The organism is Rhizobium sp. 25PS6 (assembly GCF_032464655.1).
Classification (GTDB): domain Bacteria; phylum Pseudomonadota; class Alphaproteobacteria; order Rhizobiales; family Rhizobiaceae; genus Rhizobium; species Rhizobium laguerreae.
The window spans coordinates 130,782-154,790 of record NZ_JAWDIV010000002.1 but is presented as its reverse complement, the minus strand read 5'-3'; the positions used below and the strand labels follow the sequence as shown (position 1 = coordinate 154,790).

General features: G+C 61.3%; 26 protein-coding genes. 9 read left to right on the top strand and 17 right to left on the bottom strand.

The window, feature by feature from the left end:
- Positions 1-24: 24 nt before the first annotated feature.
- Positions 25-708: a response regulator transcription factor gene (locus tag RWK44_RS03415; protein WP_017995455.1), complete on the bottom strand. Its 684-nt coding sequence runs from the start codon at positions 706-708 to the stop codon at positions 25-27.
- Positions 709-875: 167 nt separating this feature from the next.
- Here RWK44_RS03415 and RWK44_RS03410 point away from each other — a divergent pair, with 167 nt between their 5' ends.
- Both RWK44_RS03410 and RWK44_RS03405 read left to right on the top strand, forming a co-directional pair.
- Entirely contained in the window at positions 876-1,397 is a 522-nt protein-coding gene (locus RWK44_RS03410; RefSeq protein WP_168283397.1) for a L,D-transpeptidase family protein, read from the top strand.
- Between the two features lie 132 nt (positions 1,398-1,529).
- Entirely contained in the window at positions 1,530-2,360 is an 831-nt protein-coding gene (locus RWK44_RS03405) for an aldo/keto reductase (RefSeq protein ID WP_316028362.1), read from the top strand.
- Positions 2,361-2,517: 157 nt separating this feature from the next.
- On the opposite strand, the gene leuC is transcribed toward RWK44_RS03405, so the two are convergent.
- The 10 genes from leuC to ffh all read right to left on the bottom strand — a co-directional run bounded on the left by leuC (position 2,518) and on the right by ffh (position 10,581).
- Complete coding sequence (gene leuC, locus RWK44_RS03400) at positions 2,518-3,927, bottom strand: 3-isopropylmalate dehydratase large subunit (RefSeq protein ID WP_020052055.1); 1,410 nt, start codon at positions 3,925-3,927, stop codon at positions 2,518-2,520.
- Positions 3,928-4,001: 74 nt separating this feature from the next.
- A complete protein-coding gene (locus RWK44_RS03395) occupies positions 4,002-4,163 on the bottom strand; it encodes a hypothetical protein (RefSeq protein WP_168283278.1) in 162 nt (53 codons plus the stop codon).
- Between the two features lie 47 nt (positions 4,164-4,210).
- Positions 4,211-5,023: an amino acid ABC transporter permease gene (locus RWK44_RS03390; protein WP_168283322.1), complete on the bottom strand. Its 813-nt coding sequence runs from the start codon at positions 5,021-5,023 to the stop codon at positions 4,211-4,213.
- Between the two features lie 16 nt (positions 5,024-5,039).
- Positions 5,040-5,837 carry a transporter substrate-binding domain-containing protein gene (locus RWK44_RS03385; RefSeq protein WP_316028361.1) on the bottom strand — a complete coding sequence of 266 codons (798 nt, stop codon included), beginning with the start codon at positions 5,835-5,837 and terminating at the stop codon, positions 5,040-5,042.
- Positions 5,838-5,981: 144 nt separating this feature from the next.
- A complete protein-coding gene (gene rplS / locus RWK44_RS03380) occupies positions 5,982-6,536 on the bottom strand; it encodes a 50S ribosomal protein L19 (protein WP_003582945.1) in 555 nt (184 codons plus the stop codon).
- Between the two features lie 287 nt (positions 6,537-6,823).
- Positions 6,824-7,555: a tRNA (guanosine(37)-N1)-methyltransferase TrmD gene (gene trmD / locus RWK44_RS03375; protein WP_168283323.1), complete on the bottom strand. Its 732-nt coding sequence runs from the start codon at positions 7,553-7,555 to the stop codon at positions 6,824-6,826.
- Entirely contained in the window at positions 7,555-8,124 is a 570-nt protein-coding gene (rimM, locus tag RWK44_RS03370; RefSeq protein WP_029767597.1) for a ribosome maturation factor RimM, read from the bottom strand. The genes trmD and rimM overlap by 1 nt, the downstream gene beginning before the upstream one ends.
- A gap of 113 nt (positions 8,125-8,237) precedes the next feature.
- Entirely contained in the window at positions 8,238-8,609 is a 372-nt protein-coding gene (gene rpsP / locus RWK44_RS03365) for a 30S ribosomal protein S16 (RefSeq protein ID WP_020052050.1), read from the bottom strand.
- 48 nt (positions 8,610-8,657) lie between these two features.
- The gene (locus RWK44_RS03360) at positions 8,658-8,978 is read right to left on the bottom strand and encodes a chorismate mutase (RefSeq protein ID WP_316028360.1); all 321 of its coding nucleotides are present in this window, start codon (positions 8,976-8,978) and stop codon (positions 8,658-8,660) included.
- A 16-nt stretch (positions 8,979-8,994) separates the two neighbouring features.
- Entirely contained in the window at positions 8,995-10,581 is a 1,587-nt protein-coding gene (gene ffh / locus RWK44_RS03355) for a signal recognition particle protein (protein WP_316028359.1), read from the bottom strand.
- A gap of 493 nt (positions 10,582-11,074) precedes the next feature.
- Between ffh and RWK44_RS03350 the strand changes: the two genes are divergently transcribed.
- Positions 11,075-11,305, top strand: a complete 231-nt coding sequence (locus RWK44_RS03350; RefSeq protein WP_221999450.1) for a hypothetical protein — start codon at positions 11,075-11,077, stop codon at positions 11,303-11,305.
- 125 nt (positions 11,306-11,430) lie between these two features.
- Here RWK44_RS03350 and RWK44_RS03345 read toward each other — a convergent pair whose 3' ends face one another.
- Entirely contained in the window at positions 11,431-12,357 is a 927-nt protein-coding gene (locus RWK44_RS03345) for a cobaltochelatase CobT-related protein (protein ID WP_221999449.1), read from the bottom strand.
- A 201-nt stretch (positions 12,358-12,558) separates the two neighbouring features.
- On the opposite strand from RWK44_RS03345, the gene dapF reads away from it, so the two are divergent.
- The 5 genes from dapF to RWK44_RS03320 all read left to right on the top strand — a co-directional run bounded on the left by dapF (position 12,559) and on the right by RWK44_RS03320 (position 17,652).
- Positions 12,559-13,464: a diaminopimelate epimerase gene (gene dapF / locus RWK44_RS03340; RefSeq protein ID WP_316028358.1), complete on the top strand. Its 906-nt coding sequence runs from the start codon at positions 12,559-12,561 to the stop codon at positions 13,462-13,464.
- The gene (gene mtaB, locus RWK44_RS03335) at positions 13,461-14,735 is read left to right on the top strand and encodes a tRNA (N(6)-L-threonylcarbamoyladenosine(37)-C(2))-methylthiotransferase MtaB (RefSeq protein WP_017962451.1); all 1,275 of its coding nucleotides are present in this window, start codon (positions 13,461-13,463) and stop codon (positions 14,733-14,735) included. The genes dapF and mtaB overlap by 4 nt, the downstream gene beginning before the upstream one ends.
- Before the next feature lie 16 nt (positions 14,736-14,751).
- Positions 14,752-16,350, top strand: a complete 1,599-nt coding sequence (gene ftsY, locus RWK44_RS03330) for a signal recognition particle-docking protein FtsY (protein WP_316028357.1) — start codon at positions 14,752-14,754, stop codon at positions 16,348-16,350.
- A gap of 73 nt (positions 16,351-16,423) precedes the next feature.
- Positions 16,424-17,068: a septation protein A gene (locus RWK44_RS03325; protein ID WP_168283329.1), complete on the top strand. Its 645-nt coding sequence runs from the start codon at positions 16,424-16,426 to the stop codon at positions 17,066-17,068.
- Positions 17,065-17,652, top strand: a complete 588-nt coding sequence (locus RWK44_RS03320; protein ID WP_168283330.1) for a DUF2585 domain-containing protein — start codon at positions 17,065-17,067, stop codon at positions 17,650-17,652. The genes RWK44_RS03325 and RWK44_RS03320 overlap by 4 nt, the downstream gene beginning before the upstream one ends.
- A 182-nt stretch (positions 17,653-17,834) precedes the next feature.
- On the opposite strand, the gene RWK44_RS03315 is transcribed toward RWK44_RS03320, so the two are convergent.
- The 5 genes from RWK44_RS03315 to ccmA all read right to left on the bottom strand — a co-directional run bounded on the left by RWK44_RS03315 (position 17,835) and on the right by ccmA (position 20,968).
- Positions 17,835-18,443, bottom strand: a complete 609-nt coding sequence (locus RWK44_RS03315; protein ID WP_168283331.1) for a DsbE family thiol:disulfide interchange protein — start codon at positions 18,441-18,443, stop codon at positions 17,835-17,837.
- Entirely contained in the window at positions 18,440-18,619 is a 180-nt protein-coding gene (gene ccmD, locus RWK44_RS03310) for a heme exporter protein CcmD (RefSeq protein ID WP_164025358.1), read from the bottom strand. Before ccmD ends, RWK44_RS03315 begins: the two co-directional genes overlap by 4 nt.
- Positions 18,620-18,621: 2 nt before the next feature.
- Positions 18,622-19,383, bottom strand: coding sequence for a heme ABC transporter permease (locus RWK44_RS03305; RefSeq protein WP_168283332.1), 762 nt, complete (start codon positions 19,381-19,383; stop codon positions 18,622-18,624).
- A gap of 48 nt (positions 19,384-19,431) precedes the next feature.
- Positions 19,432-20,091 carry a heme exporter protein CcmB gene (gene ccmB / locus RWK44_RS03300; protein ID WP_162116902.1) on the bottom strand — a complete coding sequence of 220 codons (660 nt, stop codon included), beginning with the start codon at positions 20,089-20,091 and terminating at the stop codon, positions 19,432-19,434.
- Between the two features lie 229 nt (positions 20,092-20,320).
- Positions 20,321-20,968: a heme ABC exporter ATP-binding protein CcmA gene (ccmA, locus tag RWK44_RS03295; RefSeq protein ID WP_168283333.1), complete on the bottom strand. Its 648-nt coding sequence runs from the start codon at positions 20,966-20,968 to the stop codon at positions 20,321-20,323.
- Between the two features lie 262 nt (positions 20,969-21,230).
- On the opposite strand from ccmA, the gene acnA reads away from it, so the two are divergent.
- Complete coding sequence (gene acnA, locus RWK44_RS03290; RefSeq protein WP_316028356.1) at positions 21,231-23,921, top strand: aconitate hydratase AcnA; 2,691 nt, start codon at positions 21,231-21,233, stop codon at positions 23,919-23,921.
- Positions 23,922-24,009: the final 88 nt, after the last annotated feature.

The following is a 24,009-nucleotide window of genomic DNA, read 5'->3' as shown; positions in this document are numbered from 1 at the left end:
GATTCGGAGGAAAACGGAACTGCTCTAGGGTATGATCTTGTAGCCGCCGTTTTCCGTGACGAGGATTTCGGCATTGGAGGGATCGCGCTCGATCTTCTGGCGCAGGCGATAGACGTGGGTTTCCAGCGTATGCGTCGTCACCCCGGAATTATAGCCCCAGACCTCTTCGAGTAGTACGTCGCGGGTAACGACCTTCTGTTCGGCGCGGTAGAGATAGCGGATGATTGCCGCTTCCTTTTCCGTCAGCCGGATCTTCTGGCCGTTATCGGTGGTCAGAAGCTTCTGGCTCGGCTTGAAAAGGTAGGGGCCGACGGTGAAGGTCGCGTCCTCGCTCTGCTCATGCTGGCGCAGCTGCACGCGGATGCGGGCGAGCAGCACGGCGAAGCGGAAAGGCTTGGTGACATAGTCGTTGGCGCCGGCTTCGAGGCCGAGGATCGTATCCGAGTCGGTATCGTGGCCGGTCAGCATGATGATCGGCGCCTTGAAACCGCCCTTGCGCAGCAGCTTCACTGCCTCGCGGCCGTCCATATCGGGCAGGCCGACATCCATGATCAGCAGGTCGATCGGCGTCGCACGGGCGGTCGCGACACCTTTGCCGGCGTTGGCTTCCTGCAGAACCGTGAATTCCTCATACAGCGACAATTGCTCCGTCAGCGTCTGTCGAAGGTCATCGTCGTCATCCACCAGAAGAATGGTGCGTGCGGTCATGCCGTTTGCGTCCTCGTGTTAAGTCCCCTAGTCCTACGCCAAATTCCTGGTTTGGCAAGGATCGGGCAGCGGGCTGTTGCCGGGTCGGTTTCGATATGATTTCAATCGAAGCCCCAGACAAGGCACGACATGCGAGAAAAATGGAAAAAGCAAGGCAGAGGCGGGGGATAAAGCGGCCGACGATCGTGGTGCGTCCTGCGCCGGGGCGCAAGAGCCGGGCGATCGTCCGGCTCGGCGCCATCACCGTGCCTGCTGCGATCGGCCGCTCCGGCCGCACCGTGATGAAACGAGAGGGCGACGGCGCCACGCCGATCGCTTCGATGAAGCTGATATCAGGCTTCCGGCGCGGCGAGCGGAACGGCCGGCTCGTCACTCCACTTTCCATCCGCCGCATCCGCCCCGACATGCTCTGGTGCGATCAGTCTGACAGTGCCAGCTACAACCGCCTCGTCAGGGCGCCGTTCAGTGCAAGTCACGAGGAAATGCGGCGCAGCGACGGGCTCTACGATATCTGCCTGGTGATGGACTGGAACATCTCCTCGCGTGCGCGCAATCGCGGCTCGGCGATCTTCTTCCATCTCATCAGGCCGGGCTACGAGCCGACGGCGGGCTGCGTGGCGGTGAGCCTGCGCGACATGCGCCGACTGCTGCCTTACCTTCGGAAGGGAACGATTGTCCGCATCGTCTGATTGTCTTCCGGATGCGGTCACCTATATGCTTGCGGTGACCAAACGCTCCGGCTGAAATGCGTTCTGGGACGCCCCGTAGGTGCGGGCGCAATTCATGCCTCGTCCAATTCTTCAAACTCCCGGAGATATATTGTGACCGCTCAACCCATCATCACTTTCCATGACGGACATTCCATTCCGCAAGTCGGCCTCGGCGTCTGGCAGACGCCGCAGGACATTGCCGCTCCCACCGTGCGCACGGCAATCGCCGCCGGCTATCGTCATATCGATACGGCTTCCGGTTACGACAACGAAGAGGGCGTCGGCGAAGGCATCCGCTCTTCCGGCCTCGACCGCAAGGATATCTTCGTCACCACCAAGCTCAGGAACGACGACCAGTGCTACGACAATGCGCTGCGGGCCTTCGACGGCAGCCTGAAGAAGCTCGGTTCCGCATATGTCGACCTCTACCTCATTCACTGGCCGTCGCCGCATCGCGGCCTTTATACGGAGACCTGGAAGGCTTTCGCCCGCATCCGGGAAGAGGGCCGTGCCCGCTCGATCGGCGTGTCGAATTTCAATCCTGAACATCTCGAGCGCATCATCGGCGAAACCGGCGTCGTTCCCGTCATCAACCAGATCGAGCTGCATCCCGATTTCCAGCAGAAGGCGGCGCAGGAGGTTCACAAGAAGCTTGGTATCGTCACCGAATCCTGGAGCCCGCTCGGCCAGGGCAAGTTCATCTCGAACGCCGATATCGGCGAGATCGCCAAAAAACATCAGAAGACGCCGGCTCAGGTCATCATTCGCTGGCACATCGACACCGGCCTCGTCGTTATCCCAAAATCGGTGACGCCGTCGCGTATCGAGGAGAATTTCCAGGTGTTCGACTTCAAGCTCGATGCCGACGATATGGCCGCGATCGCCAGGCTCGACAGCGCCGGTGCCCGCATGGGGCCGGATCCGATGACGGCAACCTTCTGATCGTCGTCTCGATTATCGCCAGGCAAGGGTCGTCCCGCAAAAGACCGCATGCGGTAGCTGTTTTATAAGGCGACCGAGGCAGGGCGGCATAAAATGTGAAGCCCACCGATGCGCAGCGGCATCGGTGGGCTTTTTGATCGTCATCCGTTTTGACGGATCAGTTCCACTCGCGGATATCGACGAAGTGACCGGCGATCGCGGCTGCGGCGGCCATCGCCGGCGAGACGAGGTGCGTGCGGCCCTTGAAGCCCTGGCGGCCTTCGAAGTTGCGGTTCGAGGTCGAAGCGCAGCGTTCGCCCGGCTTTAGGCGGTCGTCGTTCATCGCAAGACACATGGAGCAGCCCGGCTCGCGCCAGTCGAAACCGGCGGCCTTGAAGATCTTGTCGAGGCCTTCGGCTTCCGCCTGTTCCTTGACGAGGCCGGAACCCGGCACGATCATCGCATCGACGGTTGGGGCAACCGTCTTGCCTTCGACGACCTTGGCGACTTCGCGCAGATCCTCGATGCGGCCGTTGGTGCAGGAGCCGATGAAGACGCGGTCGAGCGTGATGTCGGTCATCTTCGTGCCCGGCTTCAGGCCCATATAGTCGAGCGCGCGCCACTTGGAGGTGCGCTTGGTTTCGTCCGGAATGTCATCCGGGTTCGGAACGATGCCCTGGACGGAGATGACATCCTCAGGCGACGAGCCCCAGGAAACGATCGGCGGCAGGCTGGCGGCGTCGAGCACGACGACGCGGTCGTAATGAGCGCCCTCGTCGGTCTGCAGGGTCTTCCAGTAGGCGATCGCCTGTTCCAGCGCCTCGCCCTTCGGCGCGCGTGGCTTGCCTTTGATATATTCGAAGGTCTTTTCGTCAGGGGCGATCAGGCCGGCGCGGGCGCCGCCCTCGATCGTCATGTTGCAGATGGTCATGCGGCCTTCCATCGACAGCGCGCGGATTGCTTCGCCGGCAAATTCGATGACGTGGCCGGTGCCGCCGGCCGTGCCGATCTCGCCGATGATGGCAAGGATGATGTCCTTGGCGGTGACATGCGGCGGAAGCACGCCGTCGACCCGCACCAGCATGTTCTTTGCCTTCTTCTGGATCAGCGTCTGGGTCGCCAGCACATGCTCGACCTCGGAGGTGCCGATGCCGTGCGCCAGCGCGCCGAAGGCGCCGTGCGTCGAGGTGTGGCTGTCGCCGCAGACGATGGTCATGCCGGGCAGGGTGAAGCCCTGTTCCGGACCGACGATGTGGACGATGCCCTGGCGCTTGTCGCTTGCCGAATAATATTCGACGCCGAATTCGGCGGCATTGGTCGCCAGCGCTTCCACCTGGATTCGGCTTTCCTCGTTCTTGATGCCGAGATGGCGATCAGGCGAGGTCGGAACGTTATGGTCGACGACGGCGAGCGTCTTTTCCGGCGCGCGAACCTTGCGGCCGGTCATGCGCAGGCCTTCGAACGCCTGCGGCGAGGTCACTTCGTGGACCAGGTGGCGGTCGATGTAGAGAAGACAGGTGCCGTCTGCCTGTTCGTCGACCAGATGATCGTCCCAGATCTTGTCGTAGAGGGTACGCGGTGCGCTCATGGCGTTAAGTCCGTTTTTTGGAAGCTTTGGAAAATCGAGACATGGCGGATCAGGCTCCGCCGGCCGTCATTCGATCAACGAAGTCGGCTGTTGGGCGCGCCGGACACGCACGCAAAAAACCGCGCCGGCAGGCGATAATGATCCTGCAGCACGAAAATATGCGCGCCAATGCATCTGAACTTGGATTCCATGGCCTGCATATAGCGATTTTTCGCGGCGGCTTCAATTTGAATCATCAGCAGACGCTCTCCGGCCTCTCAGCGGCGCGGCGGCTATTGATCGCTTACCGCGACTTCATCCACTTCTCCGTCCGCCGCAGCGCCAGCGACAGGCCGATCGTCAGGATCAGATAGATATAGGTGACGATCGAATAGGTCTCGAAGAAGCGGAAAGAGCCGGCGGCATAGACCTTACCCATCTGGGTGATGTCGGCGACGCCGAGCACGGAGACGAGCGAACTGTCCTTCACCATCGAGACGAAATCGTTGGAGAGCGGCGGGAAGATCACCCGGATCGCCTGCGGGAAGACGACGGAGCGGAAGCGCCGGTAGCGCGACAGGCCGAGCGCCTTGGCCGCCTCGATCTGACCGAGATCGACTGACTGGAAACCGGCCCGGAAGATTTCGGCGATGAAGGAGGAATAACCGATCGTCAGCGCGATGATCGCCCGCCACATCAGCGACAGGTCGCGCACCAGGATGGGCTCGGCCATGCCTGAAATCACCAGCGGCGAAATCAGGAAATTATAGGCTACGACCAGAGCCGGCGCGCCGACGAAGGCGACGTAGAACAGCAGCACGAGGATCGGTATGCCGCGGATGATCTCGATGTAGAACCGCGCAATCTGACGCAACACCTGACTGTCGGCCATGCCGAGCAGGCAGATGCCGAGGCCGAGCACGGTGGCGAGCACGAAGGCGACCAGCGTGACGAAGACGGTGACGCCGACACCGTTGACGACGGTGCGGAAGACCTGGGCATAGATATCGTTGGCGACGATGACGGCGGCAAGGACGATGCCGATCGTGAGGAGGGCGACCAGCCACCAGGGATAGTCGTCCTTGACGTGTCTGTCGGGAGATGGTCGCGACGCCATCAGCGGCTGCTCGGCGTCATTCGCCCATCTTGTAGTCGAGGAACCACTTCTTGTTCAGCCCATCGAGCGTGCCGTCGGCCTTGAGTGCGGCGATGGCGGCGTTGACAGGGGCGACGAGGTCGGACCCTTTCGGGAAGATGAAGCCGAAATCTTCGGTGCCGAGCGGCTCGCCGATCAGCTTCAAGGCGCCGTTCGAGGCGTCGACATAGCCCTTGCCGGCGGTGCCGTCGGTCAGCACGACGTCGACGTCGCCGGCCTTCAGGGCCTGGACGGTGGCGCCGAAGGTTTCGAAGAGCTTGATGCGCGGGTTCTGCTCGTTGCCATCAAGCACTTCATAGACGGCGGTGTAGAAGGGCGTGGTGCCGGGCTGTGCGCCGACCAGGCCATCCTTGAATTCGCCGAAGGACTTGGCATCGGTGAAGCGCTTCTCATCGCCGCGCACCAGCATGAACTGCTGCGAGCGCATATAGGGATCGGAGAAGTCCACCTTCTGCTTGCGGTCTTCCTTGATGGTGATGCCGGTCATGCCGATGTTGTACTGGCCGTCGGACACCGCCTGGATCATCGCGTCCCAGCTGATGTTCTGGTATTCGACCTTGAAATTAAGCCGCTTGGCGATCTCGTTCATCGCATCATATTCCCAGCCGATCGCCTTGCCGGATTTCGGATCGACGAATTGCAGCGGCGGATAGGCATTCTCGGTGACGACGACGACGCTCTTACCGCCGAGATCGGGCAGCTCGGCGGCTAATGCGGCGAGGGGTGCGAGAGCAAGGGCGGCGAAGCTCGCAAGAACGGTACGACGAAACAACATTGAACGGTCCCCCAAATTGAACGGCAAAAACTGTCACGGAAGATAGGTCTGAGGCAAGGCCGCCGGCTGCGCACCGAAGCAAAAAATAGAAAAGGCGACCCGAAGGCCGCCTTTCCAAGCAAAGAATTTTGCGTAGCGCAGATCTTATTCTGCGGCCGGTTCCGCTGCAGCGGCGGCTGCTTCTGCGGCGGCCTTTTCGGCAGCGGCCTTGGCTTCCGCAGCTTCGGCTGCTGCCTTCTCGGCGGCGAGCGCCTGAGCTGCTGCAACCTTTTCAGCTTCGATACGTGCCTTTTCCTCGGCAATGGCGGCGCGCTCGGCGTCGTTGAGCTTGCGGGCGCGGACGCCGGTGTCTTCAACGATACGGGCAGACTTGCCGCGACGGTCGCGCAGGTAATAGAGCTTGGCGCGACGGACCTTACCGCGGCGAACGACGTCGACGCTTTCGATCATCGGCGAGTAGACCGGGAATACGCGCTCGACGCCTTCGCCGTAGGAGATCTTGCGGACCGTGAAGTTTTCCTGCAGGCCGCCGCCGGAGCGGGCGATGCAGACGCCTTCATAGGCCTGAACGCGGGTACGGGTGCCTTCCGTGACCTTGACGTTGACGCGGACGGTGTCGCCGGGGGAAAATTCGGGAAGCGTGCGCTTGGCTTCGATCTTGGCGGCCTGTTCGGCCTCAAGCTGCTGAATGATGTTCATCGTCTTAACCTTTGGTTCTTCTGAAACAGCCAGAGCGCTCGACACTGATCCCTTGGAACTGGCCTCAGGACTTTGCCCGTCAAGGGCGGGAGCGGATTCGCCATTCTTTGTTTGCTGGCAGACGGGGATAAACCCCATTTCCGCGTGCGCCAATACACGAAAGGCCAGGGCTTGTCATCCCTTGGACGGCATTTTTGTGAAAAGGGCTGCGAAATCAGCCGTTTTTCTCACTTTATAGCGCAGCCGCGTGTTTTCAGACGCGCAAAGGACGCTGTAGCATTTTGAATCTACGCATCGTGCTTTCCGAAATTCGATCCCGATTTTCCGGGCGATGCGCCGGCCTTTTCCAGCAGATCCGGCCGCCGCTCCTGCGTCAGCCGCACCGCTTCCTGATGCCGCCATTTCTCGATCGCGCCGTGGTTGCCCGAGGTGAGGATCGCGGGGATTTCCCGGCCTTCCCACTCCTGCGGCCGGGTATAATGCGGATGTTCCAGCAGTCCGCCTTCAAAGCTTTCGTGCAGGCCGGAAAGATCGTTGCCCATGACGCCGGGCAGGATGCGGATGATGGCATCGAGCACGATCAGCGCCGCCGGCTCGCCGCCTGACAGCACGTAGTCGCCGATCGAGACCTCTTCCAGTCCGCGCGCCTCGATCACCCGCTGGTCGACGCCCTCGAAGCGGCCGCAGACGATGATGACGCCGTCGCCCGCCGCGAGCGCGCGCACACGCTCCTGCGTCAGCGGCTTGCCGCGCGGGCTCATCAGCAGGCGCGGGCGGGTATCGTTTTCTGAGGCGCTGTCGATCGCGCGGGCGAGAATGTCTGGTTTCAGCACCATGCCGGCGCCGCCGCCTGCCGGGGTGTCGTCGACGGTGCGGTGTCTGTCGGTGGCGAAGTCGCGAATCTGCACCGTGTCCAGCGACCATTGCCCCCGCTCCATCGCCTTGCCGGCGAGCGAGAAGCCCAGATGCCCCGGAAACATTTCCGGATAAAGTGTCAGCACGCTCGCCCGGAAAGCCATTACTTCTTCTTTTTCGGCTTGTCGGGAGTGAATTTCGAAAGCTCTTCGGGATCGTCGACCAGCCCCGCCGCCAGCGGATCGATCAGCAGCGTGCCGGCCTCCAGGTCGATCTCCAGCACCGAGGCTTCGGAGAAGGGGATCAGCACCGGGCGCTTGCCCGGACCTTTGAGCTCGAGCAGGTCGCCAGCGCCGAAATCGAAGACGCCGGTAACCGTGCCATAGCTGACACCCTTGTCGTCGCGCGCCTCGAGCCCTTCGAGATCGGCATAGTAGAACTCGTCGTCCTCCAGCTCCTCGTCCGGCAGGTTGTCCCGCTCGATATAGAGTTCAAGCCCGTTCAGGGCCTCGGCGGCATTGCGGTCGTTGACGCCGCGGAAACGGACGACGACGACATTCTTCATCTCGCGGATTTCGAGGACTTCGAAGCTGCGGCCGTCCATGCTGTGCAGATGGCCGTAGTCGCCAAGCGCGCCGGGATCGGCCGTATAGGCCTTGGCGCGCACCTCGCCCCGGAGGCCTTGCGCGCCACCGATCGTCGCCATCAGAACGGGGTTTTCAAGCTTTGTCATGGGTTCCTTCATGTGAAGCCGAAAGACAGGTTTCTCATAAACGAAGTGCGTGCGATTGGAAACGAAAACGGGCGGCATGTCGCCATGCCGCCCGCTCGAAGGGAATGTCGCGATTATTCCGCGGCGTCTGCTGCAGCAGCGGCGGCGTCGGCGACCTTCTGAGCCTTTTCGGCGGTGCGTTCCTGGGCGCGCTTGCCGGGCTTTGCCTTGACCGGGTTGTTCTTGGCTTCGCGCTTGGCAACGCCTGCCTCGTCGAGGAAGCGCAGAACGCGGTCGGTCGGCTGGGCGCCGTGTTCGATCCAGTGCTTGATGCGCTCGGCGTTCAGCTGAACGCGCTTCTCATCATCCTTGGCAAGCATCGGGTTCCAGGAACCGAGGTTTTCGAGGAAGCGGCCGTCACGCGGGCTGCGCGCATCGGCGAGAACGACGTGGTAGTACGGGCGCTTCTTGGAACCACCGCGGGCGAGACGAATTTTCAGTGCCATGTTCTTTACTCCTTGGGCTTTTCTTGACCGCTTTCTTGAGCGGTACGGTTATCGGGCTGCAGCGCTCTGTTCAGCGTGATCCGCAGCGATCTGCTCATGATGCCGGATGACTTCCTTGATGACGAAGTTCAGGAACTTCTCGGCGAAATCCGGGTCCAGATTGGCGGCTTTCGCCAGCTGGCGAAGGCGTTCGATCTGGTATTCCTCGCGCGCCGGGTCGGCCGGCGGCAAATTATATTTGGCCTTCAGCACGCCGACCTCTTTGGTGCAGCGAAAGCGTTCGGCCAGCATGTGCACGAGAGCGGCATCGATATTGTCGATCGACTGACGATAGCTCGCAAGCTGGGCTTTGACGCCTGGATCAATCATGGGGCAAGCGATCCTTTCACTTCTTCTTCGGCAATCCGGGCAATCCCGGGAAACCACCGCCGAGGCCCGGCAGCTTGGCGCCGCCGAGGCCCGACAAACCACCCGGCAGACCGCCGAGACCGGGCATGCCCCCACCCGGTTTTCCAAGCCCCGCCGCTTCCGCCTGCTTCTGCAAGGCCTCGAGCTGCCGGGGATCGATATTCGAGAGATCGGGCATCCCGCCACCCATACCGCCCATGCCGCCGCCGAGCCCCATCTTGCCGGCTAGGCCGCCCATCATCTGCTTCATCATGCCGCCTTTGCCCTTGCCGCCCATCATCTTCATCATGTCCGCCATCTGGCGGTGCATCTTCAGAAGCTTGTTGATGGCGGCGGCATCGGTGCCGGAACCGGCGGCGATGCGCTTCTTGCGCGAATGCTTGAGCAGGTCGGGATTGGTGCGCTCGGCCTTGGTCATCGACTGGATGATGGCGATCTGTCGGCCGAAAAGCTTGTCGTCGAGGCCGGCTGCGGCCATCTTGTCCTTCATGCCGGCCATGCCGGGCATCATCCCCATGATACCGCCCATGCCGCCCATCTTCTGCATCTGACGCAGCTGGTCGGCGAGGTCGTCGAGATCGAACTTGCCCTTGGCCATCTTGGCCGCCATGGCGGCCGCCTTCTCGGCGTCGATGTTTTCGGCCGCACGCTCGACGAGCGAGACGATGTCGCCCATGCCGAGGATGCGGTCGGCGATGCGGCGGGGATGGAATTCCTCCAGCTCGCTCATCTTCTCGCCGACGCCGATCAGCTTGATCGGCTTGCCGGTGACGGCGCGCATCGAAAGGGCGGCACCGCCGCGGCCGTCACCGTCCATGCGGGTCAGCACCAGACCGGTGATGCCGACGCGTTCGTCGAAACTGCGGGCGAGATTGACAGCGTCCTGGCCGGTGAGGCTGTCGGCGACCAGCAGGATTTCATGCGGGTTCGACCGCTTCTTGATGTCGGCCATCTCGACCATCAAGGGCTCGTCGATATGCGTGCGGCCGGCGGTATCGAGGATGACGACGTCATGGCCGCCGAGCTTGGCCGCCTGCACGGCGCGGGCGGCGATATCGGTCGGCGACTGGCCTGATATAACAGGCAGCGTGTCGATATTGGCCTGCGCGCCGAGCTGGCGAAGCTGCTCCTGGGCTGCCGGACGGCGCGTGTCGAGCGACGCCATCAGCACCTTCTTCTTCTCGCGGGTCGACAGGCGATGGGCGATCTTCGCCGACGTCGTCGTCTTGCCGGAGCCCTGCAGGCCGACCATCATGACGACGACGGGGGCCGGCGCATGCAGGTCGATGCCGACCCCTTCGCCGCCCAGCATCTCGATCAGTTCGTCATGCACGATCTTGACGACCATCTGGCCGGGCTTGATCGCCTTCAGGATCTCGGCGCCGACGGCCTTTTCACGCACGCGGTCGGTGAAGGAACGCACGACGTCGAGCGCGACATCGGCCTCCAGCAACGCACGGCGAACCTCGCGCAGCGCTGCGGAAACATCGGCTTCCGAAAGCGCGCCACGGCCTGTCAGTCCATTCAGAATGGATCCAAGACGGTCCTGGAGGTTTTCAAACATCGGCTCTTCCTTGATACGTTTCGGGCAGGTTGGGATATGCCCGGAAACGTCGTGCTTTTCCTTGACGAAAACAAGACGCAAAGCCAAAAAGCACCCGAGGGCGCGTCGCGCTGTCGGGTGTTGACCTCCGGGATCTTAAGGTCCCGGTCGGCGGCTCGGAGTCGTGTGGCTCGTCGCGGATTGGGCGCGATAAACAGGAAAGCCGCGCGAAAGTCAAGGCGATGCGGACAAATGACCGCATGACCGACTTCTCGGAAGCCGTTTGACGAGAGGGCGGCAGTGTTTCATCCAATGGTTGCAGCGAAAGTACATACTCAAACAAAGTGATGTATTGGCTTGCGCAATCCGCCAGCGTTTCAGGTTTTGCCGATATATATTGCTGCCCCGGCGGCCGAATTCGCTGTCAATGCCAGTTGCAAATTATTCTGCTTATGATTCTACTTTCTACTTAAGTGCGTCCTGTAAAATGATTCGTGAATATCCTTGATGCCGAATGAATCGGCGGAGATATCGAATGCTAAATGCTGATATTGAGAGCTGGGCGCTGGCGCGGGCCCATCATATTGTCCTGAACGAAGGCCTGAATCTTGCGAAGGCGGCACAGGATCTGGATCGCAAGCGGTCCCGCTCGCTGGTCTACGAGCTGAGAAAGGTCATTACCGCAGCTATTGTCGAAGCCCATGCTGCGTCTTTCGATCCCGACGGGGCGCAACCAGAAAGCTGAAAATACTGACGGAGATGTTGTTCAGCGCTCGAGTGCGGCGACGAGCGAATGCTATCCCATGAACAGCTTGGCACGCCTATAAGCCCTCATTGCGCCACACGAACGGCGTTGGCACGATTGCCGATCTATTCGGAAGTGATCCGCGATCCACTTTCGATCAGAACATTGCGGAGCATGTCTATCATTACACCCGCTAGATCCTCAGGTGCGGTGACGCGCAAGTTACGCTTGTAAAGACCGTCGGTATCCCAATTGATCCCGATAGCCGCTAGCAGTATGCGATCATCTGCTTCCAGACGCGCAATGACTCCGCGTAGATGATCGATCAGAAAATTCGGTCCGTTTTCATGCAGCGTGGAATCATCAACGGGAGCGCCGTCCGAAAGTATTATCAGTATCTTGCGCTTCTCCGGCCTCCGATAAAGGCGGCTTGCTGCCCACTCTAGCGCTTCACCATCGATATTCTCCTTTAAAAGGTCCCTTCGCAGCATATTTTTCAGGACGTAACCGAGCGCGGGTGCGCTTCTCTCGTTTGCTGATCGATAGACGATGTGGAGCAAGTCGCACAAACGGCCCGGATATCGAGGACTTCCTTGCCTTCTCCACAATCTGCGTGATTTGCCTCCTTTCCAGTCTAGTGTTGTGAAGCCCAATATCTCTACCCGGCAACCGAGACGAGACAGGAAATCGCAAGCAATCTCCGCTGTAGCCGCGGCCAAGAGTATCGATTGTCCGCGCATAGAGCCCGAATGATCTACGAGAATGGAAACGACAGTATCTTGTCGCTCATGATCCGATATCGTGTTTCTTATAAGTCCCGTTGTTTCCAGTGCCTGTAGGTTAGCAGTTGTGCGCCATGAATTGAGCGACGTTTCAAATGTCTTCCAGGCATCATCAAGTGCGGTTGCATCATCGGGGCTCAGAGGGGCCAATACCTCTTTCAGACGCGGCGCATCGACGACAACGTCGAAATCGCGTGTGAAAACCGAGTAAGCATCCGAGATCTTGGACCCAGCCCGGTTTAGAACCCGGTTGAACAATGACTTAAACATGATCGAGATCGAATTTCATTGAAGACAGTTTCAATCGGGAACCTATCGAACTTTTCCTAGGTTTCAATCTTCTCCAAGGCTTTGAAGGAAAGCCGTATAGATTCCGGAAGGCTGCGTGATGGTGTGGCCGCGGGCCTCACCCACTGGTAATTCCTTCGCATTTCCGCCATATACACCGGAAAGACAGACGGAATGATCGCCATGAGCGCAACGGTCGAATTCGCGAGGATGAACGGGCTTGGCAACAAGATCCTGGTCGTCGACATGCGCGGCCGGCCGGACAAGGTGACGCCGGCGGCGGCGGTCGCGCTCAATGCCGATCCGCAGACTGAGTTCGATCAGATCATGGCGATCCATGATCCGAAGGCCGACGGCACCGATGCCTTCATCGATATCCTGAATTCCGATGGCTCGAAGGCGCAGGCCTGCGGCAACGGCACGCGCTGCGTGGTGCAGGCGCTTGCCGCCGAGACCGGCAGGAAGGTCTTTACCTTCCAGACGGTCGCCGGCATCCTCAACGCCGTCGAGCACGAGGACGGGACGATCTCGGTCGATATGGGCCGGCCGGTGTTCGATTGGGACGGGATCCCGCTGGCGGAAGAATTCCACGACACCAGCCGCATCGAGTTGCAGATCGGCCCGATCGACAAGCCGGTGCTGCATTCGCCCTCAGTGATGTCGATGGGCAATCCGCATGCGATCTTCTGGGTGGACAGGGACGTGATGTCCTATGATCTCGCCCGATTCGGACCGCTGCTCGAAAACCATCCGATGTTTCCCGAGCGTGCCAATATCACGCTGGCGCAAGTGACGTCGCCGACATCGGTGACGACGCGCACTTGGGAGCGCGGCGCGGGACTGACGCTTGCCTGTGGCTCGGCTGCCTGTTCTGCTGCCGTCAGTGCTGCGCGCACCGGCCGCACCGGCCGCAAGGTGACGATCAATGTGGCAAGCGCCAAGCTGCCGGCCACGCTTTCCATCGAATGGCGCGAGCGCGACGATCATGTCATCATGACCGGCCCGGCCGAATGGGAATGGTCGGGCAGGCTCGATCCTTCGACCGGTCTCTGGTCGCGCGATGGTACCCGAGAGGCGGAGGCGCAGTGAGCGGCATCGAGGTCATTACCTTCGGCTGCCGCCTCAACACATATGAATCCGAAGTGATGAAGGCGCAGGCTGAGAAGGCCGGGCTCAACAACGCCATCCTGGTCAACACCTGTGCCGTGACCGGCGAGGCCGTGCGCCAGGCCCGCCAGGCGATCCGCCGGGCACGGCGCGACAATCCGCATGCCCGCATCATCGTCACCGGCTGCGCCGCGCAGACGGAAAAGCAGACTTTCGCCGCGATGGCGGAGGTCGATGCCGTGCTCGGCAACGAGGAGAAGCTGACGAGCGCCTCCTATCGCAGCCTGCCGGATTTCGGCGTTTCGGCCGAAGAGAAGCTCCGGGTCAACGACATCATGAGCGTCAAGGCGACGGCGCCGCAGATGGTCAGGCATATCGACGGCCACGTGCGTGCCTTCATCCAGGTGCAGAATGGCTGCGACCATCGCTGCACTTTCTGCATCATTCCCTATGGCCGCGGCAATTCCCGCTCCGTACCGATGGGAGCCGTCGTCGATCAGGCCCGCAATCTCGTCGACGGCGGTTATCGCGAGATCGTACTAACCGGCGTCGATGCCACCAGCTATGGCGGCGATCTGCCGGGCGCCCCGACGCTCGGGCTTTTGGCGAAGACGCTGCTGAAGCAGATCCCCGATATCCGTCGGCTCAGGCTTTCCTCGATCGACAGCATCGAGGCCGATGCCCACCTGATGGATCTCATCGCCGACGAGCCACGCTTCATGCCGCATCTGCATCTGTCGCTGCAGCATGGCGACGACATGATCCTGAAGCGCATGAAGCGCCGGCATTTACGCGCCGATGCGCTGCGTTTCATCGAGGATGCGCGCCGCCTCCGCCCCGAGATGAGCTTCGGCGCCGATATGATTGCCGGCTTTCCCACCGAAACCGAAGAGATGTTCGAGAATGCCGTGAGGCTGGCCGAAGAGGCTGGCATCGCTCATCTGCATGTCTTCCCCTACAGTCCGCGTCCCGGCACGCCGGCCGCCCGCATGCCGCAGCTCGACCGGTCGCTGGTCAAGGATCGCGCCGCAAGGCTGCGCGCCGCTGGACATATGCTGCATCAATCCCATCTCGATGGGATGATCGGAACCCGGCAATGGCTGCTTGTTGAAAACAACGGCCTGGCGCATACGGAGAACTTCACGCTGGTCGCGGCCCCCGGCCTTCGTCCCGGCGAACTTGTGCCGGTCACGATCACCGGCCACAATGGCAAACATCTCGACATGCAATTGACGGCTGCAGCAGCGGCCTGACTTTCACGGAATCCCCATGGCGCTCAGTTTCATCAAAAAGGTCTTCACCTTCGGCAAGCCGGCTGAAGAACCTGTGCCTGCGGCCGTGGAAAGGGAGCTGGAGCCGCGTTCGCGCGACGAAGATCTGCCGGTTGCCGACGATCCGGTGCTGGCCGAGGAAATGGATACGGCCGGCGGGCCGGCTGCCGATATTGACGACGGCGGAGTCGAAGCACCGGTTGCTGACGATGATGTCGAATCCGCAATCCTGCCCGCCGCCGACCAGTTGAGCGACATGAGTGTTGTGCCGCTCTCATTGCTGGAAGCCGAGGCGGCAGCGGAGGTGGAGGCTGAAAGCCAGACGGTCGCCGAACCCGTTACGGAAAGACCCGCTTCTGTCCCTCTGGAACATCTCCCCGACGAGGCGGGAGGTCCTCTGGAGACCGGAGCGCTAGAACAGCCGACTGACCTCGAAGAGATCGTTGAAAAGCTTCCGGAAGAGATTCCGACTGAGGATGATGCGGGGTTGGATTCGCCCTCCCAGCCAATCTCCCCACCTGTGGGGGAGATGCCCGGCAGGGCAGAGGGGGGTATCGCACCCGGCGAGCCCTCCGAAACGACCGCAGCAGAACCGGAGACCGGCTCTCCCGTCCTCCCCAGGGGCTTTGCCACCGGCCCGAAGGTCGTCGAGCCGGCGCCGTTTGTTTTGCAGCCGAAACTCAGCTGGTTCCAGCGTCTGCGCAACGGCCTTGCACGCACCTCTTCGCAACTGACCGGCCAGATCACTGCGCTCTTCACCAAGCGCAAGCTCGATGACGAGACGCTGCAGGATCTCGAAGACCTGCTGATCCAGGCCGATCTCGGCGTCGAGACCGCCATGCGCGTCACCGACACGCTTTCTTCCGAGCGCTATGGCAAGGATGTCACCGGCGAGGATGTCAGCCGGATCATGGCGTCGGAAATCGCCCAGGTGCTGAAGCCGGTCGCCAAGCCGCTGCAGCTCGACCTCTCGCACAAGCCGCATGTCATCCTCGTCGTCGGCGTCAACGGCACCGGCAAGACGACGACGATCGGCAAGCTTGCGGCAAAGCTTTCCGGCGCCGGGTTGAAGGTGATGCTGGCTGCCGGCGATACGTTCCGGGCAGCGGCAATCGAGCAGCTGAAAATCTGGGCCGATCGGACAAATTCCGAATTCATCGGCACCAAGCTCGGCGCCGATGCCGCCGGCCTTGCCTATGATGCCTTCGAACAGGCAAAGGCGAACAAATGCGACGTGCTGATCGTCGATACCGCCGGCCGCCTGCAGAACAAGGCAGAGCTGATGGCCGAGCTTGAGAAGATCGTGCGCGTGCTCGGAAAACTCGATCCCGACGCGCCGCATACCGTGCTGCAGACGCTCGATGCCACGACGGGGCAGAATGCGCTGAGCCAGGTCGAGATCTTCCGCAACGTCGCCGGCGTCAATGGGCTGATCATGACCAAGCTCGACGGCACGGCGCGTGGCGGCATTCTCGTCGCCATCTCCGCCAAGCACAAGCTGCCGGTCTATTTCATCGGTGTCGGCGAGGGCGTCGAGGACCTGGAGCCGTTCGAGGCCGAGGATTTTGCCCATGCCATTGCCGGACTTGGACAATGATGCCACAGATATGCCGCCGAAAGCCTGCGGGGCACGGCCGGAAACAGTTTCCAGGAAACAGGTTTAAGAACGCATGAGCACCGAGAGCGATATCACCCCGTCTGCTGCCGACCGGCATCACCCGCTGCTGAAACTGGCGCTGGAACTCGGGCCGCTGATGATCTTCTTCTTCGCCAATCTGCGCGGCCAGTGGCTGGTGGAGAAATTTCCTGGTCTTTCCGAGCTGGGCGGGCCGCTGTTCGTCGCGACCGGCCTTTTCATGGCGGCGACGATCATCTCGCTGATCGTTTCGAAGATCGTGCTCGGCCATCTGCCGATCATGCCTTTTGTATCGGGCATCGTCGTCGTCATCTTCGGCTCGCTGTCGATCTGGCTGCAGAACGAGACCTTCATCAAGATGAAGCCGACCATCGTCAACGCGCTCTTCGGCGTGGCGCTGCTCGGCGGGCTGGCCTTCGGCAAGTCGCTGCTCGGCTATGTCTTCAACGCCGCCTTCCAGCTCGATGCCGAGGGCTGGCGCAAGCTCACCATCCGCTGGGGCATCTTCTTTCTCTTCCTTGCCGTGCTGAACGAAGTCGTCTGGCGCAATTTTTCCGACGGTACCTGGGTCGCCTTCAAGGTCTGGGGCACGATGCCGATCACCATTATCTTCACGCTGGCGCAGATGCCGCTAGTGCTGAAACATAGCGTCAACCTGGAAACGGAAGGCGAGAAGTGAGCGCTGTCGACGTAGAATCTCGCGTAAGACACCAGAACTTCTGGTTTGTCGCCTGCCTTGCGATCCTGGTCATTCAGATCGCCGCCGAATATATGATGGGCCGCGTGCCGATCTGCGCCTGCGGTTATGTGAAGCTGTGGGAGGGCGGGGTCAATACCAGCGGCAACTCGCAGCACCTGTCGGATTGGTACACGCCGTCACACATCATCCACGGCTTCCTGTTTTACGGCCTCGCGCATCTCATCCTGCGCGGCAAGCCGCTGGCGGCAAGGCTGCTGCTGGCGCTGGTGATTGAATCCGGCTGGGAACTGCTCGAAAACTCCCCTCTCATCATCGACCGTTACCGCACGGCGACGATCGCGCTCGATTATTACGGCGACAGCATCCTGAATTCGGCGATGGACACCGTCTTCATGTGCGTCGGCTTCTTCTTCGCGCGGCGCGCACCGGTGGCGCTCACGGTGGCGATCGCCATCTTCTTCGAGATTTTCACCGGCTACATAATCCGCGACAACCTGACGCTCAACGTTGTGATGCTGATCTGGCCGGTGGAGGCGATCAAGGTCTGGCAGGGTGGGGTGTAGGGCTTCTTTGTTCTAACAAGACCCCTCCCCAACCCCTCCCCACAAGGGGGAGGGGCTTAACAGGCGGCTCTCGTCGTGAGCCCTATTGAACATCGACTGTGCGGTTGGCTATTTGTTTGTGAGGCGGGTGCCACAACTTAGCCCCTCCCCCTTGTGGGGAGGGGTCTTTGTGGGCGCGATCGTTACGAAGCCGGCTTCCCGAGCGCCTTTTCCATCGCAGGAAAAAGCCCTTCCTTGAGGCTGATATCGTCGAAGGGTCCGACGCGCTTGTAGAGGATCGTGCCGTCAGGCGCGACCAGATAGCTTTCCGGAATGCCGTAGACACCCCAGTCGATCGCCGCCTTGCCGTTCGGATCGATGCCAATCGCCCGAAAGGGGTTGCCGAGTTCGCCGAGGAAACGCAGGGCGTTGTCGTTCTGGTCCTTGTAATTGATGGCGACGATATTCAGCCGACCGTCTTTTGCCAGTTCTTTCAATATCGGATGTTCGTCCCGGCAGGGGAGGCACCATGAGGCGAAGACGTTGACGAGGGTCAGCTTGCCCTTGATTGCGGCATCGGTCAGCGCCGGCAGGTTGGAGCCGTCGAGCGGCGGCAGGTTCAGCGCCGGCGCTTTGGTGCCGATCAGGGCGGAGGGAATTTCGGCGATGTTCTTGCCATGGAAATCCTGGTCGTAGAGCATCTTTGCGGCCGTGGCCGCAATGCCGCCGAAGACGACGAGCGGCAGCAGCGCCAATGCGTAACGGCTCAGCCCGCGCGGCTTGGCGACGGTGTTTTCCGGCGTGTCGTTCATTCGCCATCCCCCACACTGTCCTTAGGGCGCGCCGAACGGCGGCGAATGCCGGCAGCCTCAAGGGCTGCAAGTTCCGTGCGGCGGGCGCGGCCGTCGGCCCAGGTCCAGACCGTGACGGCGATCGTCACCAGGGCTGCGAAACCATAGGAAGCGTAGACGTAGAAGGCATGCGTCACGATTAATCCTCCCGGCTCGCCATGCGGGCGGCAAGACGGCGCTGGGCGGCAACGCGGCGCCGCCAGATCTCGTTCCTCATCGCCATGATGTGCAGCGTGAAGAAGAGCAGGGTGAAGGCGATCGCCATGACGAAGAGCGGCCGCAGGAATTCCGGATCGATCGCCGGGCCGTCGAGGCGCAGCACGCTTGCCGATTGGTGCAGCGTGTTCCACCACTCGACCGAGAATTTGATGATCGGGATGTTGACGAAGCCGACGAGGATGAGCACGGCGCTGACGCGTGCGGCCTTCGACGGATCGTCGATGGCGCGGCCGAGCGCAATCAGCCCGAGATACATCAGGAAGAGAACGAAGACGGAGGTGAGCCGCGCATCCCAGACCCACCAGGTGCCCCACATCGGCTTGCCCCAGAGCGAACCGGTGACGAGTGCAAGCAGGGTAAAGGCGGCGCCGAGCGGCGCTGCGGCCTTGGCGGAAACATCGGCCAGCGGATGGCGCCAGACCAGCGTACCGATCGCCGAGAGGCTCATGATCGTATAGCACATCATCGAAAGCCAGGCCGAGGGCACATGCACATACATGATGCGCACGGTCTCGCCCTGCTGATAATCGCCTTCGGTGGCGAAGCTCAGATAGAGGCCGACCGCGAAACAGAGGGCGGTGATGCCGGCCAGCCACGGAATGGCGCGCGCCGCCAGCGCCAGAAACCGCGTCGGGTTGGCGAGATCACTGAATTTGCTGATGGCAAGGCTGGTTTCGCTCATGTCCGCTTCCTTACCTTGATCCGGCTTTTCCCGCAATCGAATGGCCCATCAATCCGCTGTATTTCGTAGCGCAAGCGCCGCAGCTGCCGGGCCGATGACGGCGAAGAAGAGTGTCAGCGCAATGAGGATCAGGAAGGGCGGCAGGAAGGGGGCGGGATCTTCGACTGCGGCATAGGTGGCGCTGACGCCGAAGATCAGCACCGGAATGGTCAGCGGCAGCACGAGGATCGAGACCAGCAGGCCGCCGCGGGGCAGCGCCACGGCAACGGCAGCACCGACGGCGCCGATGAAGGTGATGGCGGGCGAGCCGACCAGCAGCGTCAGCATGGTGGCAGCAATCGCCGTTTCGTCCATGTTCATGAAGAGGCCGAGCAGCGGCGAGGCGATGACCAGCGGCAGGCTGGTGGCCGTCCAATGGGCGAAGCATTTGACCAGCACGGTGAGGACGAGCGGCGTTTCCTGCATCAGCATCAAGTCGAGCGATCCGTCGTCGCGCTCGGCCTGGAACAGGCGGTCGAGGCCGAGAAGGGCGGCGAGCAGGGCACCGATCCAGACGATGGCGGGGCCGATGCGCGACAGCAGCTTGAGATCGGGGCCGACGCCGAAGGGGATGACGGCGACGATGGTCAGGAAGAACAGTACGCCGATCAGCGCGCCGCCGCCGGCGCGGATGGAAAGTTTCAGGTCGCGGAGGAAGAGGGCGGTCATGCGGGGCACTCGTTGCGGGGATGTGAGGAAGACCCCTCCCCAACCCCTCCCCACAAGGGGGAGGGGCTAAGCTGTGGTCCGCGCCGGTGGCCGAAAGCAAAGGTTTCGCCGGCTGTTACGGTTCTGCCGACTGCTACGATGAGGTTTGTTCGAGACAGCGCGGCACCGTAGCCCCTCCCCCTTGTGGGGAGGGGTTGGGGAGGGGTCTTGACGTCATGCGCTGACAAGCTCAACCCCATACCCCATGATCCACGCCGGCAAAGCCCGCCATCTTCAATTCCTGCGTATTCTCCAGCCCCAGCGGCTGATGCGTTGCCGCCAGCACGATGCCGCCCTTTGTCAGATGCGCCGTGATCAAATCGGCAAACAGCCGGTCGGCGCTGGCATCGAGGGCGGCGGTCGGTTCGTCGAGTATCCAGACGGGGCGGTGGGCGACGAGCAGTTTGGCGAAGGCTATCCGGCGTTGCTGGCCGGCGGAGAGATAACCGAAGGGAAGGTGAGTGATGCCGGAAAGACCGACGGCGTCAGTGGCGTCTTCGACGGAGAGGGCGGCGGCTGAGTCTGTATTGCCGAGAAAGGTGCGCCAGAAATCGAGGTTTTCTGCAACCGTAAGTTCATTCTTCATCGCATTTCGATGGCCGAGGTAGTGGCTGACCTCACCGGGATGCCTGCCTCCCGGGCTCTCTTCGCCGTGAAATATGACAGTGCCTTTTTCCGGCCTGAGGAGGCCGGCGACGACACGAAGCAAAGTGGACTTTCCCGATCCATTTTTTCCCGTCAGCACAAGCGCCTCGCCGGCTGCCAAGTGAAAGGAAATGTTAACGAAAATGAGATCCTCACCGCGCCTTGCAGCCAGATTGTCGGCGGTGAGATGCATGCGTCGGCTCTTTCTTGGTTTCGGCTTGCGGCGGGGTCAAAAAATGTCCGATTTTGACTGTGCTCGGGTATGGCAAGTTTTTAGGAAATTATCTATAAGACCTGCAACCACGCCAGCGGTCGGCGTGAATTTCATCCTTGCGCCGAACTTGGAGCGTCTGTTCCACGTGCGGACAGCGGAAATGGCCGTACCCGCATCCTGATGTGCATTAAGTGCATAGGCGTTCGCACGACTGTGTTGGCTATCAGAAACGGGGTATCTCGTGTCTAAATCTCTTGACAGTTTCAATTGTCGTTCCACGCTTTCCGTGAACGGGAAGGACTATGTCTATTACAGCCTGCCCAAGGCTGAGGCAAACGGTCTGGCCGGCGTGTCGAAGCTTCCCTATTCGATGAAGGTGCTGCTCGAAAACCTGTTGCGCTTCGAGGACGGCCAGTCGGTTACCAAGGAGCACATCCTGGCCGTTGCCGAATGGCTGAACAACAAGGGTGCGGTCGAAAACGAAATCGCCTATCGCCCGGCGCGCGTGCTGATGCAGGACTTCACAGGCGTTCCCGCCGTCGTCGATCTTGCCGCGATGCGCGACGCGATGGTGTCGCTCGGCGGCGATCCCGAGAAGATCAACCCGCTCGTTCCCGTCGATCTCGTCATCGACCACTCCGTCATCGTCGACGAATTCGGCACGCCGCAGGCTTTCGCCAAGAATGTCGAGCTGGAATACCAGCGCAACGGCGAGCGCTACCGCTTCCTGAAGTGGGGCCAGCAGGCCTTCAAGAATTTCCGCGTCGTGCCTCCCGGCACCGGCATCTGTCATCAGGTCAATCTCGAATATCTCGGCCAGACCGTCTGGACCAAGGAAGAGGACGGCGAGACGATCGCCTATCCCGATACCTGCGTCGGCACCGACAGCCACACGACGATGATCAACGGTCTCGGCGTTCTCGGCTGGGGTGTGGGCGGTATCGAAGCGGAAGCTGCGATGCTCGGCCAGCCGGTCTCGATGCTGCTGCCCGAAGTCATCGGCTTCAAGCTGACCGGCAAGCTCAAGGAAGGCGTCACGGCGACCGACCTCGTTCTCACCGTCGTGCAGATGCTGCGCAAGAAGGGCGTCGTTTCGAAGTTCGTCGAATTCTTCGGCCCCGGTATGGATAACATGCCGCTCGCCGACCGCGCGACGATCGGCAACATGGGTCCGGAATATGGCGCCACCTGCGGCTTCTTCCCGGTCGACGGCGAAACCATCAACTATCTCACCATGTCCGGCCGCACGCATGACCGGATCGCCCTCGTCGAAGCCTATTCGAAGGCGCAAGGCATGTGGCGTGAGGGCGACGGCTCCGAGCTCGTCTTCACCGATACGCTGGAACTCGATCTTAGCGACGTCGTGCCGTCGATGGCCGGCCCGAAGCGTCCGGAAGGCCGCATTTCGCTCGAGAACATCGCGACCGGTTTTGCCGGCTCCATGGATGCCGACTACAAGAAGCCCGGCCAGTTGAACAATCGTTATGCGGTTGAAGGCACCGACTTCGATCTCGGCCACGGCGACGTGGCGATCGCTGCCATCACGTCGTGCACCAACACCTCCAACCCGTCAGTGCTGATCGCCGCCGGCCTTCTTGCCCGCAACGCCGTTGCCAAGGGCCTGAAGACGAAGCCGTGGGTGAAGACCTCGCTGGCACCGGGATCGCAGGTCGTCGGCGAATATCTCGCCAAATCGGGCCTGCAGGCCGATCTCGACAAACTCGGCTTCAACCTCGTCGGCTTCGGCTGCACCACCTGCATCGGCAATTCCGGCCCGCTGCCGGCACCGATCTCGAAGACGATCAACGACAAGGGCCTTATCGTTTCCGGCGTTCTCTCCGGCAACCGTAACTTCGAAGGCCGCATCTCGCCCGACGTGCAGGCGAACTACCTCGCATCTCCGCCGCTCGTCGTCGCTTATGCGCTTGCCGGTACGGTGCAGATGGATCTGACCAAGGAGCCGATCGGCGAGGACCAGAGCGGCAATCCTGTTTATCTCAAGGACATCTGGCCGACTTCGAAGGAAGTCCAGGAATTCATCCTGAAATATGTGACCCGCGAACTCTACGAAAGCAAATATGCCGACGTCTTCAAGGGTGACGTCAACTGGCAGGCCGTCCAGGTCCCGCCGGGTCAGACCTATGCCTGGGACGATGATTCGACCTATGTGCAGAACCCGCCCTACTTCGTCGGCATGGGCAAAAAGGGGACCGGCGTCTCCGACATCAAGGGCGCCCGCGTCCTTGGCCTGTTCGGCGACAAGATCACCACCGACCACATCTCGCCGGCCGGTTCGATCAAAGCGGCTTCGCCGGCCGGCGCCTACCTCATCGGCCATGACGTCGCCGTTGCCGACTTCAACCAGTACGGCACGCGCCGCGGCAACCATGAAGTGATGATGCGCGGCACCTTCGCCAATATCCGCATCCGGAACCACATGCTCGGCCCAAATGGCAAGGAAGGTGGCTACACCATCCATTACCCGTCGAAGGAAGAGACCTCGATCTACGACGCGGCGATGCAGTACAAGCAGGAAGGCGTGCCGCTCGTCATCTTCGCCGGTGTCGAATACGGCAACGGCTCCTCGCGCGACTGGGCTGCCAAGGGCACCAACCTGCTCGGCGTCAAGGCAGTGATCGCTCAGTCCTTCGAGCGCATCCATCGTTCGAACCTGGTCGGCATGGGCATCATCCCCTTCGTCTTCGAAGAGGGCACGACCTGGCAGAGCCTCGGCCTCAAGGGCGATGAACTCGTCACCATCGAAGGCCTGGAAAAGATCAAGCCGCGCGAGAAGAAGATCGCCAGGATCACCTATGGCGACGGCGCCGTGAAGGAGGTTCCGCTGCTGTCGCGCGTTGATACGCTCGACGAGGTGATCTACCTCAACAATGGCGGCATCCTGCAGACGGTTCTGCGCGATCTCGCTGCCTGATTTTTAAGAGACTTGTTTGATAATAGCCGCCGGAGAGCAATCTCCGGCGGCTTTTCTTTGGTGCGACGATAGTATTTGGACGGGCTCA